Raw genomic sequence first — 14,008 nt, forward strand, 5'->3', positions numbered from 1 at the left:
TGGGGGGCGTTGGGGGGTTGGGCTGTTCTGGGGGGTTGCTGTGGTGGGGGGGGCCCGGGGCTTCTCCTCCCCCCCCCCCCCCCCTGTTGGTGGCGTGCCGGGAGCCGTCGTCAGGTCCGGGAGCGGCGGGGCGGCTCGGGCCTACTTCTTCGCCGCGGCGGCCCGCTTGGCCGGGGCCTTCTTGGCGGCCGCCGTCCTGGCGGGCGCCTTGGCGGCCGTCGTCTTCGCGTCCGTCGTCTTCGCGGCGGGCGCGGTGGCGGCCTTCTTGGCGGGTGCCTTCCTGGCGGGAGCCGCGACCGGGGCGTCGGCGAAGTCGCCCGGCAGGATGTCCCGCAGGAACTTGCCGGTGTGGCTCTCCGGGACGGCCGCGATCTGCTCCGGGGTGCCCTCGGCGACCACCGTGCCGCCGCCGGAGCCGCCCTCGGGGCCCATGTCGACGACCCAGTCGGCGGTCTTGATCACGTCGAGGTTGTGCTCGATCACGATCACCGTGTTGCCCTTGTCGACCAGCCCGCTGAGCACCTTGATCAGCTTGCTGATGTCCTCGAAGTGCAGGCCGGTGGTGGGCTCGTCCAGCACGTAGACCGTCCGCCCGGTGGAGCGCTTCTGCAGCTCGGAGGCGAGCTTGACGCGCTGCGCCTCGCCGCCCGAGAGCGTCGGCGCGGACTGGCCGAGCCGGACGTAGCCGAGGCCGACGTCGTTGAGCGTCCGCAGGTGGCGGGCGATCGCCGGGACGGCCTCGAAGAAGGCCAGCCCCTCCTCGATCGGCATGTCCAGCACCTCGGCGATGGACTTGCCCTTGTAGTGGACCTCCAGCGTCTCCCGGTTGTACCGGGCGCCGTGGCACACCTCGCACGGGACGTAGACGTCCGGCAGGAAGTTCATCTCGATCTTGATGGTGCCGTCACCGGTGCAGTTCTCGCAGCGGCCGCCCTTGACGTTGAAGGAGAACCGGCCGGGCAGGTAGCCCCGGACCTTGGCCTCCTGGGTCTCCGCGAAGAGCCGGCGGACGTGGTCGAACACCCCGGTGTAGGTGGCCGGGTTGGAGCGCGGGGTGCGGCCGATCGGCGACTGGTCGACGTGCACCACCTTGTCCACCAGGTCGGTGCCGGTGATCCGGGTGTGCCGGCCGGGCACGCTGCGGGCGCCGTTCAGCTCCCGGGCGAGGTGGGTGTAGAGGATGTCGTTGACCAGCGTCGACTTGCCGGAGCCGGAGACGCCGGTGATCGCCGTGAAGGTGCCGAGCGGGAAGCCGACCGTGACGTCCTTGAGGTTGTGCTCGCGGGCGCCGTGCACCGTCAGCTGGCGCTTCCTGTCCCGGTCGCGGCGGGCGGCCGGGATCGGGATGGAGCGCCTGCCGGAGAGGTACTGCCCGGTCAGCGACTCCTTGTTGGCCAACAGCCCCTTCAACGCGCCGGAGTGCACGACCTTGCCGCCGTGCTCACCGGCGCCCGGGCCGATGTCCACCACCCAGTCCGCGGTCTTGATGGTGTCCTCGTCGTGCTCGACCACGATCAGGGTGTTGCCGATGTCGCGCAGCCGCACCAGCGTCTCGATCAGCCGGTGGTTGTCCCGCTGGTGCAGGCCGATGGACGGCTCGTCCAGCACGTACAGCACGCCGACCAGGCCGGAGCCGATCTGCGTGGCCAGCCGGATGCGCTGGGCCTCGCCGCCGGACAGGGTGCCGGCCGCGCGGTCCAGCGAGAGGTAGTCCAGGCCGACGTCGACCAGGAAGCGCAGCCGCTCGTTGACCTCCTTGAGGACCCGCTCGGCGATCTGCTTGTCCCGGTCGTTGAGCTTCATCGCGCCCAGGAACTCGGCGCAGTCGCTGATCGACATCGAGGAGACGTCGGCGATCGACCTGTCCTCGACGGTGACCGCGAGCACCACCGGCTTGAGCCGGGTGCCCTGGCAGGTCGGGCAGGGCACCTCGCGCATGTAGCCCTCGAAGCGCTCGCGGCTGCTGTCGCTCTCCGCCTCGGTGTGCCGGCGCTGGATGAACGGGACGGCGCCCTCGAAGCCGGTGCTGTACGAGCGCTCGCGGCCGAAGCGGTTGCGGTAGCGGACCTGCACCTGGTGCTTGTGCCCGTACATCAGCGCCTTCTTGGCGCGGGCGGGCAGCCCGGCCCAGGGGATGTCGGTGCGGAAGCCGAGTTCCTCGCCGAGCGCGTCGATCAGGCGCTGGAAGTACTCCTTGGCGTGCCCGGCCGACCACGGGTGGATCGCGCCCTCGTCGAGCGAGCGCTCGACGTCCGGCACGACCAGCTCCGGGTCCACCTCCATCCGGTTGCCCAGGCCCGAGCAGTCCGGGCAGGCGCCGAACGGCGAGTTGAAGGAGAACGAGCGCGGCTCCAGCTCCTCGAACGACACGTCGTCGTACGGGCAGTAGAGGTGCTCGGAGTACATCCGCTCGCGCTCCGGGTCGCCCTCGGGGAGGTCGACGAAGTCGAGCACGACCATGCCGCCGGACAGCCGCAGGGCCGTCTCCACCGAGTCGGTGAGCCGCCGCTTGGCGCTCTCCTTGACGGTCAGGCGGTCGACGACCACCTCGACGGTGTGCTTCTCCTGTTTCTTGAGCTTCGGCGGCTCGGCGAGCTGGATCGTCTCGCCGTCGACCCGGGCGCGCGAGTAGCCCTTGGACTGGAGGTCGGCGAAGAGGTCGACGAACTCGCCCTTGCGCTCGCGCACCACCGGGCTGAGCACCTGGAACCGGGTGCCCTCGGTGAGCTCCAGCACCTTGTCGACGATCGCCTGCGGCGACTGCTTGGCGATCGGGCGGCCGCAGTGCGGGCAGTGCGGCTTGCCGATCCGGGCGAACAGCAGGCGCAGGTAGTCGTAGACCTCGGTGATGGTGCCGACGGTCGAGCGGGGGTTGCGGTTGGTCGACTTCTGGTCGATCGAGACGGCCGGGGAGAGGCCTTCGATGAAGTCGACGTCGGGCTTGTCCATCTGCCCGAGGAACTGCCGGGCGTACGAGGACAGCGACTCGACGTAGCGGCGCTGGCCCTCGGCGAAGATCGTGTCGAAGGCGAGCGAGGACTTGCCGGAGCCGGAGAGGCCCGTGAAGACGATGAGGGAGTCGCGGGGCAGGTCGAGCGAGACGTTCTTGAGGTTGTGCTCGCGAGCACCGCGGACGATGAGGCGGTCGGCCACTGCTTCTGGCGCCTTTCTCCGGACGAGAGGGCTTGCGGTGTGTGGGGTGTTCTTCTTCCAGGATGCGGCAGCCAGCCTATAGCTCAGACGTTCGAATCTCGACTTCGTCCAGCGGAGTCCACCCGAACGAGTGAGAGCGCCCGCCGGGCCGTCCGTATCCGGACCGAAAAACCCCTGCTCAGGGCCGGGGACCGGGCGGTAGCGTCGGCTGGTCAACGAGCGAGGCCCCCTCCGGGCAACGCACCGCCCCGTACAGAAGGCAGATCCGATGACCGACCCGCAGTCCGCAGCCGCGATCGCCGCCGAGCACCTGGCCCTGGTGGAGGACGGCACCCGGGCACTGCTGGAGACCGTCGCCGGGCTGGCGCCCGAGGCCCTCGCCGAGCCCTCCGCGCTCCCCGGCTGGACCCGCGGCCATGTGCTCGCCCACGTCTCCCGCAACGCCGACTCCCTGGTCAACCTGCTGACCGGCGCCCGCACCGGCACCGACATCCCGCAGTACGCCAGCGAGCACGCCCGCGAGGACGGCATCCAGGAGGGCGCCGGCCGCCCGCTGGAGGCCCAGCTCGCCGACCTGCGCGAGTCCCACCAGCGCTTCCTCGCGGCCGCCGCGCTGATGGCCTCCGAGGACTGGGCCGCCGAGGTGCGCCACCGCTCGGGCGCGGTCTTCCCGGCCTGCGACCTGGTCTGGAAGCGCCTCGGCGAGCTGGAGTACCACCTGGTCGACCTGGACGGCGGCTACGGCCCCGCCGAGTGGCCGGAGCTCTTCGCCGTCACCGAGTTCCGCAAGCTCGCCACCAAGCTGGCCGGGGCCGACCTGCCCGCCGTCGAGCTGGTCGCCGAGGACACCGGGGACAAGGGCCTGATCGGCACCGGAGCGGCCGCCCTCACCGTCCGCGGCCCCGTCCGCGCCCTGCTCGCCTGGCTCTCCGGCCGCTCCGCCGGCACCGACCTGGCCCGCACCCCCGACACCGCCCTCCCCCAGCTTCCCCCGCTGGGCTGAGGGCGCGAGGATGATCCCGAACCCTGTTTCAGTCGGACCCTGACGAGGAGCGGACGGATGACGTACCACGGAGCGGTCAAGGTCGGCGGGCCGCCGGACGTGCGCGAACTGGCCCACCTGATCATCACCAAGGTGGCCGTGGGCCCGTACGACAACAACGCGTACCTGCTGCGCTGCCGGGCCACCGACGAGCAGCTGCTGATCGACGCGGCCGCCGACGCGCCGGTGCTGCTGGAGACGGTCGGCGACGACCTGGCGACCGTGGTCACCACCCACCGGCACCACGACCACTGGGGCGCGCTGGCCGAGGTGGTCGCCACCACCGGGGCCCGCACCGCCGCCGGGGAGCACGACGCCGAGGGCATCGACGTGCCGACCGAGCTGCGGCTCGCGGACGGCGACACCCTGCGGGTCGGCGAGGTCGGGCTCACCGTCCGGCACCTGGTCGGGCACACCCCCGGCGCGATCGTGCTCATCTACGACGACCCCCAGGGCCACCCGCACGTCTTCACCGGCGACTGCCTCTTCCCGGGCGGCGTCGGCAACACCTGGGGCGACCCGGAGGCCTTCAAGACCCTCTTCCGGGACGTCAACGAGAAGATCTTCGACGCCCTGCCGGACGAGGCCTGGGTCTACCCCGGCCACGGCAACGACACCACCCTCGGCACCGAGCGCCCACACCTCGACGAGTGGCGCGAGCGCGGCTGGTAGCCCTCCCCCGGACGCGGCGGGGCCCCGCGACGCAGTGCGCGTCGCGGGGCCCCTTCGCGTCGTTCGACGGGTCAGGCGTCCAGCTTCTCGGGCTCGCGCTCGGCCTGCTCCTGCTTCTTGGAGGCCATCAGGCTGGTCACCGTGGTGACTGCCAGCACCACCACGATGAAGCCCAGGGAGAACGGGATGCCGATCTCCGGGACGTTCGCACCGGCCTCGTGGGCGGCGTGCAGGACCAGCTTCACGCCGATGAAGCCGAGGATCACCGACAGGCCGTAGCTCAGGTGGACCAGCTTCTTGAGCAGGCCACCGATCAGGAAGTACAGCTGGCGCAGCCCCATCAGGGCGAAGGCGTTGGCGGTGAAGACCACGTACGGGTCCTGGGTGAGGCCGAAGATGGCCGGGATCGAGTCCAGGGCGAACAGCACGTCCGTCGTACCGATCGCCAGCATCACGATCAGCATCGGGGTGATCAGCCGGCGGCCGTGCTCCCGGACGAACAGCTTGGTGCCGCGGTAGTCGTCGGTGGCCGGGAAGCGCCGGGTGATCGACTTGAGCAGCCGGTTCTCCTCGAACTCCTCCTCTTCCTCGTCGGCCCTGGCCTCCTTGATCAGCTTCCAGGCCGTCCAGATCAGGAAGGCGCCGAAGATGAAGAACACCCAGGAGAACTGCGTCACCAGCGCCGCACCACCGGCGATGAACACCGCCCGCAGCACCAGCGCGATGATCACACCGAACATCAGCACACGCTGCTGGTAGATCCGGGGCACCGCGAACTTGCCCATGATCAGGATGAACACGAAGAGGTTGTCGACACTGAGCGACTTCTCGGTGATGTACCCCGCGAAGAACTCACCGGCCGGCTGCGCGCCGGAGTGCCACCAGAGGAAACCGCCGAAGAGCAGCGCCAGCACGACCCAGACGGCCGTCCAGATCCCGGCCTCCTTGATCGAGACCTCGTGCGGCTTGCGCCCCCCGATGAAGAAGTCCGCCACGATCAGTGCGATCAGCACACCGATCGTGGTGACCCACATGGTGATGGAAACGTCCACTACTGCTCCTCCGGCAGGTAGGCGAGACAGTCATCGTCACTGCCGGAGGTCTCTTCCGCCCTTCGGGCCAGCGCCCCGGGGTGCCACGACGGGCATCCGTGATGACGGGGTCGGCTGTCGAGGAATACTCCCCTCCGCTGCCATCGAGAGTAACAGGAGAGGCAAGGAAAGGTAAAGAAGGTAAAGAACCGTCAGAGGAACGGCTCGATCGCCGGCAGCAGGTCCTGGAAGGTCCGCCCCTTCGCCGGGGCGCCGATCGCCTGCATCTCCCAGCCGCCGTTGCCGTCCCGGACCACCTTCGCCATGATCTGCCCGGTGTGCGGCCCGCCACCCGCCAACTCGTACCGGGCCAGCTCCACCCCGGTCGCCTCGTCCACCAGTCGGCAGTGCGCCTGGCTCACCTCGGCGAAGGTCTGCCCGGTGTACGAGCTGACCGTGAACACCACCTGGGTGATGTGCGGCGGCACGTGCAGCAGGTCGACCAGGATCGCCTCGTCGTCCTCGTCCCCGGAGCCGCCCTCCAGGTTGTCCCCGGTGTGCCGCACCGAGCCGTCGGTGGACTCCAGGTGCTGGAAGAACACCACGTCGGACGGGGTCCGCTCGGCGTACAGCAGGGCGGAGGCGTCCAGGTCGATCTTCCTGGTCCGGCTGCCGAACAGGCCCCGCTTGGGCGCGGCCTGCCAGCCCAGCCCCATCCGCACCACGGTCAGGGCCGCGCCCGCCCCCTTCTGGAGGCTGACCCGCTGCCCCTTGGCAAGGTTCACCGACACGACGTTGTCCTCTCTGCCGGCCGCGCGGTCGCTGCCGCACGGCTCCCCGGTGGAACACCCCGTCGCCGTCCCCCGGCTGAGGCCCCCTCTGCTTCCGGCCCGCGACCCCGTCCCGAGGGCGCGATGCCGCAGGCCAGCCTAGGGCCTGCGGCACCCGCGACTCCTCCGGGTTACCCGGTTTGTGGCAAGGATGAGACACCGCGGGGCTTGACCGGTGCCGAACCGGCCAAGCCCCGTACGGCGGGCCTCAGGCCACGCCCGCCTCGCGCATCTGCCGCAGCTCCTTCTTCAACTCCTTGACCTCGTCGCGCAGCCGCGCCGCGACCTCGAACTGGAGGTCCGCGGCGGCCGTGTGCATCCGGTCCGTCATCTCCTGGATCAGCTCCGCCAGCTCGGCGGCCGGCAGCGACTTGGCCGGCTTGCGCCCCGCGCCCAGCGCCGGCACCGGGGCCTTGCCCTTGCCCTGGCCCCGGTAGCCGCTGGAGAGCAGCTCGTCGGTGTCCACGTCCTCCCGGGCGAGGGTGTCCAGGATGTCGCCGATCTTCTTCCGCAGCGGCTGCGGGTCGATCCCGTGCTCCTTGTTGTAGGACTGCTGCACGGCCCGGCGCCGGTTGGTCTCGTCGATCGCCTTCTCCATCGACGGGGTGATCCGGTCCGCGTACATGTGCACCTGGCCGGAGACGTTGCGGGCCGCGCGGCCGATCGTCTGGATGAGCGAGGTGCCGGAGCGCAGGAAGCCCTCCTTGTCCGCGTCCAGGATCGCCACCAGCGACACCTCGGGCAGGTCCAGGCCCTCCCGCAGCAGGTTGATGCCGACCAGCACGTCGTACTTGCCCGCCCGCAGCTCGCGCAGCAGCTCCACCCGGCGCAGGGTGTCCACGTCGCTGTGCAGGTACCGGACCCGGATGTCCAGGCCCAGCATGTAGTCGGTGAGGTCCTCGGCCATCTTCTTGGTCAGCGTGGTGACCAGGACGCGCTCGTCCCGCTCGACCCGCTTGCGGACCTCGTGCACCAGGTCGTCGATCTGGCCCTCGGTCGGCTTGACGATCACCTCGGGGTCGATCAGCCCGGTCGGGCGGATGATCTGCTCGACCTGGCCGTCGCCGCGCGACAGCTCGTACGCGCCGGGCGTCGCCGACAGGTACACCGTCTGCCCGATCCGCCCCAGGAACTCCTCCCACTTGAGCGGGCGGTTGTCCATCGCCGAGGGCAGCCGGAACCCGTGCTCGACCAGCGTGCGCTTGCGCGAGGCGTCGCCCTCGTACATCGCGCCGATCTGCGGGACGGTGACGTGCGACTCGTCGATGACCAGGAGGAAGTCCTCCGGGAAGTAGTCCAGCAGGGTGTTCGGCGGGGAGCCGGGCTCGCGGCCGTCGAAGTGCATCGAGTAGTTCTCGACGCCCGAGCAGGTGCCGATCTGGCGCAGCATCTCGATGTCGTAGGTGGTGCGCATGCGCAGCCGCTGGGCCTCCAGCAGCTTGCCCTGCTTCTCCAGCCTCCCGAGCGTCTGCTCCAGCTCCTGCTCGATGCCGGTGATCGCCCGCTCCATGCGCTCGGGGCCGGCCACGTAGTGCGAGGCGGGGAAGACGTAGATCTGCTCGTCCTGGCTGATGATCTCGCCGGTGAGCGGGTGCAGGGTGTAGAGCGACTCGATCTCGTCGCCGAACATCTCGATCCGGACGGCGAGCTCCTCGTAGACCGGGAAGATCTCGATGGTGTCGCCGCGGACCCGGAAGGTGCCGCGGGTGAAGGCCACGTCGTTGCGGGCGTACTGGATGTCGACGAAGCGGCGCAGCAGAACGTCGCGGTCGATCTCCTGGCCGACCTTGAGCGGGACCATCCGGTCCACGTACTCCTGCGGGGTGCCGAGGCCGTAGATGCAGGAGACGGAAGCGACCACGATCACGTCACGGCGGGTGAGCAGCGAGTTGGTGGCCGAGTGGCGCAGCCGCTCGACCTCCTCGTTGATCGAGGAGTCCTTCTCGATGTAGGTGTCCGTCTGCGGGACGTACGCCTCCGGCTGGTAGTAGTCGTAGTACGAGACGAAGTACTCGACCGCGTTGTTCGGCAGCAGCTCGCGGAACTCGTTCGCCAGCTGCGCGGCCAGCGTCTTGTTCGGCGCCATCACCAGGGTGGGGCGCTGCAGCTTCTCGATCATCCAGGCCGTGGTGGCCGACTTGCCGGTACCGGTGGCACCGAGCAGCACGACGTCCTTCTCCCCCGCCCTGATCCGCCGTTCCAGTTCGGCGATCGCCGCCGGCTGGTCACCGTTGGGTTGGTAGGGGCTGACGACCTCGAAGGGCGCCACGGACCGCTCAATACTCGTGATGGGACGCACGCCTCCACCGTACGACCCACCAGTGACAAATCAGTCCCGTCCGCAGAAGACGCAGGCCGGATACCAGGGCAGGGGGGTCAGGACGCGGTGGCGGCGGCAGGTGGCGGCCATGAACTCGGTGGGAGGCGCCGGGCGGGGGCGGGTGTGTTCGAGCATTCGGCGGAAGGCGCGCAGGTAGCCCTCGGCGTACGGGGGGTCGTAGCCCAGTTCGTCCCAGCGATGGCGGGTGAGCGCCAGATCGACGACGGCGAGCGCGAAGGCCCGGTTGCGGTCGGGGTCGGCGCCCCAGTACAGCTCGTCCAGGTCGAGGCCGACCATGCCGCGGCCCATCAGGTTCTGGTCCTGGCGGACGAGCTCGGCGGCGAAGGCGTGGTGCCAGTCCTCCCGGGCCAGAGCGGTGACCGCGAGCATCAGGACCTCGACCAGCACCTCGGTGGCGCCGTTGCGCAGGTCCAGTTCGTGGCCGCCGCCCGTGAAGAGGTTCACCGCTACTTGGCGCTGTCGCGGGCCAGGGCGACCAGGCGGGAGATGGCGCGCAGGTACTTCTTGCGGTAGCCGCCGCGCAGCATGTCCTCCGGGAAGACCTGGTCGAAGGGCAGGCCGGAGGCGGTGATGGGCAGCTCGCGGTCGTACATCCGGTCGGCGAGGACGACCAGGCGCAGCGCGGTGGACTGGTCGTCGACCTGGCGCACGCCCCGCAGGCAGACCGCGCTGACGTCGTCCAGCAGCGCGCCGTAGCGGCTGGGGTGGACGGCGGAGAGGTGGGCGAGCAGGGCGTCGAAGTCGTCCAGCGAGGCGCCGGGGGTGCGGGCGGCGACGGCCTCGACGGTGTCGTCGGGGTACGGCGGCGGGGCGTCGGGCAGGCCGCGGTGGCGGTAGTCCTGGCCGTCGATCCGCATCGGGCGGAAGTGGGCGGACAGGCCCTGGATCTCGCGCAGGAAGTCGGCGGCGGCGAAGCGGCCCTCGCCGAGCTTCTCCGGCAGGGTGTTCGAGGTGGCGCACAGCTTGACGCCGTTCTCGACCAGCCGGCCGAGCAGGGTGGAGACCAGCACGGTGTCGCCCGGGTCGTCCAGTTCGAACTCGTCGATGCAGAGCAGGGTGTGCCCGGAGAGGGTCCGGACGGCCTGCTGGAAGCCGAGCGCGCCGACCAGGTGGGTCAGCTCGACGAAGGTGCCGAAGGCCTTGGGGCCGGGGGCGGCGTGCCAGAGCGAGGCGAGCAGGTGGGTCTTGCCGACGCCGTAGCCACCGTCGAGGTAGACCCCGGCCGGGCCGGTGGGCGCGGGGGCGGAGCGGCGGAACCAGCTGCGCTTGGGCGCGGAACCGTTTCCTCCCCCGAGGGTGCCCGCGAACTGCTCCAGGACCTGGACGGCCTCGTACTGGCTGGGCTGGCTCGGGTCCGGGAGGTACGTCCCGAAGCTCACCGCGGCGAACCGGGGCGGCGGGACCATCTCGGCGACCAGCCGCTCGGCGGGCACGACGGGGCGGCGTTCGGTGAGTGCGATCGGGGCGCCGGCCGGGCTCTCGGCGGCTATCGACTCGGTCGCGGGGGCGGGGTGGGAGGCTGCGGGCACGTTAGTAGAGGGTACGCCTGGTGCCCGCGCCCTCCGAACCCGCTCCCGGCCCGTTCCGGCCGGCCCGCGCCGGCCGCTCCCGGCCGCTCCCCGCAGCACCCGGCCCCGGCCGGCCCCGCGGTGGAAGACTGGGGACATGCAACAGTTGATCAGCCCGCTGGGCGCTCGGGTCGCCGATCCGTCCGACCTGGAATCGCTCGCCGCCGTCTACGCGTACCCCGACCAGGTGAATCGGGGGCGCCCGTGGCTGCGGGCCAACATGGTGGCGGGGCTGGACGGCGGTGCGCGGCTCGACGGCCTGTCCGAGGGCCTGTCCGGGGACGCCGACAAGCGGATCTTCGGCGTGCTGCGGGCCCTGTCCGACGTGGTGCTGGTGGGCGCCGAGACGGTCCGGGCGGAGGGCTACCGGCCGGCCCGGGCCCGGGCGGAGTTCGCGGCCGCGCGGGCCGCGGCGGGGCAGTCCCCGGCCCCGGCGATCGCGATCGTGAGCCGCTCGCTGGACCTCGACCTGGCCGCGCCGCTGTTCACGGAACCGCTGGTCAGGACGGTGGTGATCACCGTCGAGGACGCCCCGCAGGAGCGCCGCCGGGCGGTCGCCGAGGTGGCCGACCTGGTGCTCGCCGGGCGCGGCTCGGTGGACCTGCGGGCGGGCGTGGCGGCCCTGGTGGAGCGGGGCTGGACCCGGCTGCTGACCGAGGGCGGCCCGCGGTTGCTGGGGCAGCTGGCGGCGGCGGGCCTGCTGGACGAGCTGTGCCTGTCGCTGGCCCCGCTGGTCACCGGCGGCGACGCGCCGCGCATCGTCCGCGATGCGGAAATGCCGGACGTGCAGCGGATGCGGCTGGTCTCATTGATCGAGCAGAAAGGATTCCTCTTCACTCGCTACCTGCGTCACCTGGGTTCGGATGACCCCGTGACCCCCCGATCGTGATCCCGTTATGCGATGCCGGGGCCCGGGGGCCGGCCACTGGAAGGGACTCACGTGTTCAAGACGGTACTGATGATCGAAAAGGCGCTCTCGGACGCGGACGTGGAGCTCGTCACCACGCTCCACAGCGACGAGAAGGTGTCCTTCGTCGTCCTGATGCAGCCGCGCGGCAAGCAGGACGAACTGCTGCGGGCGCTCGACGACGTCGCCCTCGGCCACCTCGACAAGGTGGTGCACGAGCACGACGAGTCCGAGAACGCCCCCACGGTGGCCGGCGAATCGCTGGAGCACAGCCTGCGCCACCTGCGCGCGGCCGGGGCGGAGGCGATCGGCGAACTGGTCGAGGAGAAGCCGCTGGACCGGCTGCGCGCGGCGGTCGGGGAACACCGGGCGGACGAGGTGGTGGTGCTCACCTCGCCGCACTTCGTCGAGGAGCTCTTCCACCGCGACTGGGCCTCCCAGGCCCGCCACAAGGTGGGGGTGCCGGTGCTCAGGCTCTTCGCCAGCGACTCCTGACTCCGCCCGCCGGTGGTGCAGAATCGTCCTTGCGGTCCGCCCGCGAGGACGATTCGCATCCCGTCCGCCTGCCCACCAGATCCCGCCCGTACGGAGCCACGCCTTGAACGACGCCGCGCACGACCTGCACGCCCCGCACTTCATCGGCATCGGCGGCGCCGGGATGTCCGGCCTGGCGAAGATCCTCGCGGTGCGCGGTGCCAGCGTCTCCGGCAGTGACTCCAAGGAGTCCGAGACCGTCCTCGCGCTGCGCGCCCTGGGCGCCACCGTGCACGTCGGCCACGCCGCCGAGCACGTGCCGGACGGCGCCAGCAGCATCGTGGTCTCCAGCGCGATCCGCGCCGACAACCCCGAGCTGGTCACCGCCCGCGAGCGCGGCATCCCGGTGGTGCACCGCTCCGACGCGCTGGCCGCGCTGATGGGCGGCCGCCGGGCGCTGGCGGTGGCCGGCACCCACGGCAAGACCACCACCACCAGCATGCTCGCCGTCGCCCTCGGCGAGCTGGGCCTGGAGCCGTCCTACGCGATCGGCGGCGACCTGGACGCGCCCGGCTCCAACGCCCAGCACGGCACCGGCGAGATCTTCGTCGCCGAGGCCGACGAGAGCGACCGCAGCTTCCACAAGTACGCGCCCGAGGTGGCGATCGTGCTCAACGTGGAGCTGGACCACCACGCCAACTACGCCTCGATCGACGAGATCTACGAGTCCTTCGAGACCTTCGTCGGCCGGATCACCCCCGGCGGCACCCTGGTCGTCTCCGCCGACCACGACGGCGCCCGCGAACTGACCTCCCGGGTGGCCGCCCGCGAGGGCCTCAACGTGGTCACCGTCGGCGCCGCCGAGGACGCCGACCTGCGCGTCCTCTCGGTGGTCGCCCACGGCATGACCAGCGAGGTCACCGTCCTGCTGGACGGCGAGGAGCTGACCTTCACCGTGTCGGTGCCCGGCCGGCACTACGCCCACAACGCGGTGGCCGCGCTGGCCGCCGGCGTCGCCCTGGGCGTCCCGGCCGCCGACCTGGCCAAGGCGCTCGGCGCCTACACCGGCGTGCGCCGCCGGCTCCAGCTCAAGGGCGAGGCGGCCGGCGTCCAGGTGATCGACTCCTACGCCCACCACCCCACCGAGATGACCGCCGACCTGGAGGCGATCCGGGAGGGCCTGGAGGGCGGGGGCCGCGTCCTGGTGGTCTTCCAGCCGCACCTGTTCAGCCGCACCCAGCAGCTCGCCGAGGAGATGGGCCAGGCCCTGGCGCTGGCCGACGCCTCGGTGGTGCTGGACATCTACCCGGCCCGCGAGGACCCGATCCCCGGGGTCACCAGCGAGCTGATCCTCGACGCCGCCCGCCGGGCCGGCGCCGACGTCACCCCCGAGCACGACTTCGCCGCCGCCCCCGCCCTGCTGGCCGGCCTGGCCCGCCCGGGCGACCTGCTGCTCACCATGGGCGCCGGCGACGTCACCAACCTGGGGCCCGAAATTCTCCGGCACCTCGCGAACGTTGCTTCCAACGTCTGACGTACGCCGAGCGGGAGTCGTGATGAGCTACGAGATCGAGAAGACCGAGGCCGAGTGGCGCGCCCAGCTCAGCCCCGAGGAGTACCACGTGCTCCGCGAGGCGGGCACCGAGCGGCCCTTCGTCGGCGAGTACACCGACACCAAGACGGTCGGCGTGTACGCCTGCCGGGCCTGCGGGGCGGAGCTGTTCAGCTCCGAGACCAAGTTCGACAGCCACTGCGGCTGGCCCTCGTACTACGCGCCGCTGGCCGGGGACCGGGTCGAGTACATCGAGGACACCTCGCTCGGCATGCGCCGGGTCGAGGTGCGCTGCGCCCGCTGCGGCGGGCACCTGGGGCACGTCTTCGAGGGCGAGGGCTACGGCACGCCGACGGACCAGCGCTACTGCATCAACAGCGTCTCGCTGACGCTGCGGCCGGCCGAGGAGGGCTGACCGCCGCCCCCGAGGGCCCGGAC

Annotated in this window: 12 protein-coding genes; 6 read left to right on the top strand and 6 right to left on the bottom strand. The window is 71.2% G+C overall.

What is annotated here, in order from left to right; genetic code table 11:
* Positions 1-141 precede the first annotated feature (141 nt).
* Positions 142-3,153, bottom strand: coding sequence for an excinuclease ABC subunit UvrA (gene uvrA / locus ACZ4W5_RS22320; protein WP_465656418.1), 3,012 nt, complete (start codon positions 3,151-3,153; stop codon positions 142-144).
* A gap of 268 nt (positions 3,154-3,421) precedes the next feature.
* Between uvrA and ACZ4W5_RS22325 the strand changes: the two genes are divergently transcribed.
* Both ACZ4W5_RS22325 and ACZ4W5_RS22330 read left to right on the top strand, forming a co-directional pair.
* On the top strand, positions 3,422-4,156 hold the full coding sequence (locus ACZ4W5_RS22325; RefSeq protein WP_465656420.1) for a maleylpyruvate isomerase family mycothiol-dependent enzyme: 735 nt from the start codon (positions 3,422-3,424) through the stop codon (positions 4,154-4,156).
* A 57-nt stretch (positions 4,157-4,213) separates the two neighbouring features.
* Complete coding sequence (locus ACZ4W5_RS22330; protein ID WP_465656422.1) at positions 4,214-4,867, top strand: MBL fold metallo-hydrolase; 654 nt, start codon at positions 4,214-4,216, stop codon at positions 4,865-4,867.
* Between the two features lie 71 nt (positions 4,868-4,938).
* Here ACZ4W5_RS22330 and ACZ4W5_RS22335 read toward each other — a convergent pair whose 3' ends face one another.
* From ACZ4W5_RS22335 to zapE, 5 genes are all read right to left on the bottom strand, one after another.
* Positions 4,939-5,919 carry a TerC family protein gene (locus ACZ4W5_RS22335; protein ID WP_360236076.1) on the bottom strand — a complete coding sequence of 327 codons (981 nt, stop codon included), beginning with the start codon at positions 5,917-5,919 and terminating at the stop codon, positions 4,939-4,941.
* A gap of 191 nt (positions 5,920-6,110) precedes the next feature.
* A complete protein-coding gene (locus ACZ4W5_RS22340) occupies positions 6,111-6,689 on the bottom strand; it encodes a TerD family protein (RefSeq protein WP_360236073.1) in 579 nt (192 codons plus the stop codon).
* 247 nt (positions 6,690-6,936) lie between these two features.
* Complete coding sequence (gene uvrB / locus ACZ4W5_RS22345) at positions 6,937-9,027, bottom strand: excinuclease ABC subunit UvrB (protein ID WP_465656424.1); 2,091 nt, start codon at positions 9,025-9,027, stop codon at positions 6,937-6,939.
* Positions 9,028-9,057: 30 nt separating this feature from the next.
* Entirely contained in the window at positions 9,058-9,513 is a 456-nt protein-coding gene (locus ACZ4W5_RS22350) for a hypothetical protein (protein ID WP_465656426.1), read from the bottom strand.
* Positions 9,514-9,515: 2 nt separating this feature from the next.
* Positions 9,516-10,559, bottom strand: a complete 1,044-nt coding sequence (zapE, locus tag ACZ4W5_RS22355) for a cell division protein ZapE (RefSeq protein ID WP_465656458.1) — start codon at positions 10,557-10,559, stop codon at positions 9,516-9,518.
* Positions 10,560-10,734: 175 nt separating this feature from the next.
* Between zapE and ACZ4W5_RS22360 the strand changes: the two genes are divergently transcribed.
* The 4 genes from ACZ4W5_RS22360 to msrB all read left to right on the top strand — a co-directional run bounded on the left by ACZ4W5_RS22360 (position 10,735) and on the right by msrB (position 13,985).
* Positions 10,735-11,526 carry a pyrimidine reductase family protein gene (locus tag ACZ4W5_RS22360; protein ID WP_360236064.1) on the top strand — a complete coding sequence of 264 codons (792 nt, stop codon included), beginning with the start codon at positions 10,735-10,737 and terminating at the stop codon, positions 11,524-11,526.
* 51 nt (positions 11,527-11,577) lie between these two features.
* On the top strand, positions 11,578-12,039 hold the full coding sequence (locus ACZ4W5_RS22365) for an indole-3-glycerol phosphate synthase (protein WP_360236061.1): 462 nt from the start codon (positions 11,578-11,580) through the stop codon (positions 12,037-12,039).
* A gap of 124 nt (positions 12,040-12,163) precedes the next feature.
* Positions 12,164-13,552, top strand: coding sequence for a UDP-N-acetylmuramate--L-alanine ligase (gene murC, locus ACZ4W5_RS22370; RefSeq protein ID WP_360236400.1), 1,389 nt, complete (start codon positions 12,164-12,166; stop codon positions 13,550-13,552).
* Between the two features lie 22 nt (positions 13,553-13,574).
* Positions 13,575-13,985: a peptide-methionine (R)-S-oxide reductase MsrB gene (gene msrB, locus ACZ4W5_RS22375; protein ID WP_360236058.1), complete on the top strand. Its 411-nt coding sequence runs from the start codon at positions 13,575-13,577 to the stop codon at positions 13,983-13,985.
* The last annotated feature ends 23 nt before the right edge of the window (positions 13,986-14,008 follow it).

It is taken from the genome of Kitasatospora sp. NPDC029367 (assembly GCF_055569135.1).

Coding starts and splice junctions, on each gene's coding strand:
- ACZ4W5_RS22330 (WP_465656422.1), top strand. CDS start 4,214: ATGACGTACCACGGAGCGGTCAAGGTCGGCGGGCCGCCGGACGTGCGC.
- ACZ4W5_RS22325 (WP_465656420.1), top strand. CDS start 3,422: ATGACCGACCCGCAGTCCGCAGCCGCGATCGCCGCCGAGCACCTGGCC.
- ACZ4W5_RS22360 (WP_360236064.1), top strand. CDS start 10,735: ATGCAACAGTTGATCAGCCCGCTGGGCGCTCGGGTCGCCGATCCGTCC.
- msrB (WP_360236058.1), top strand. CDS start 13,575: ATGAGCTACGAGATCGAGAAGACCGAGGCCGAGTGGCGCGCCCAGCTC.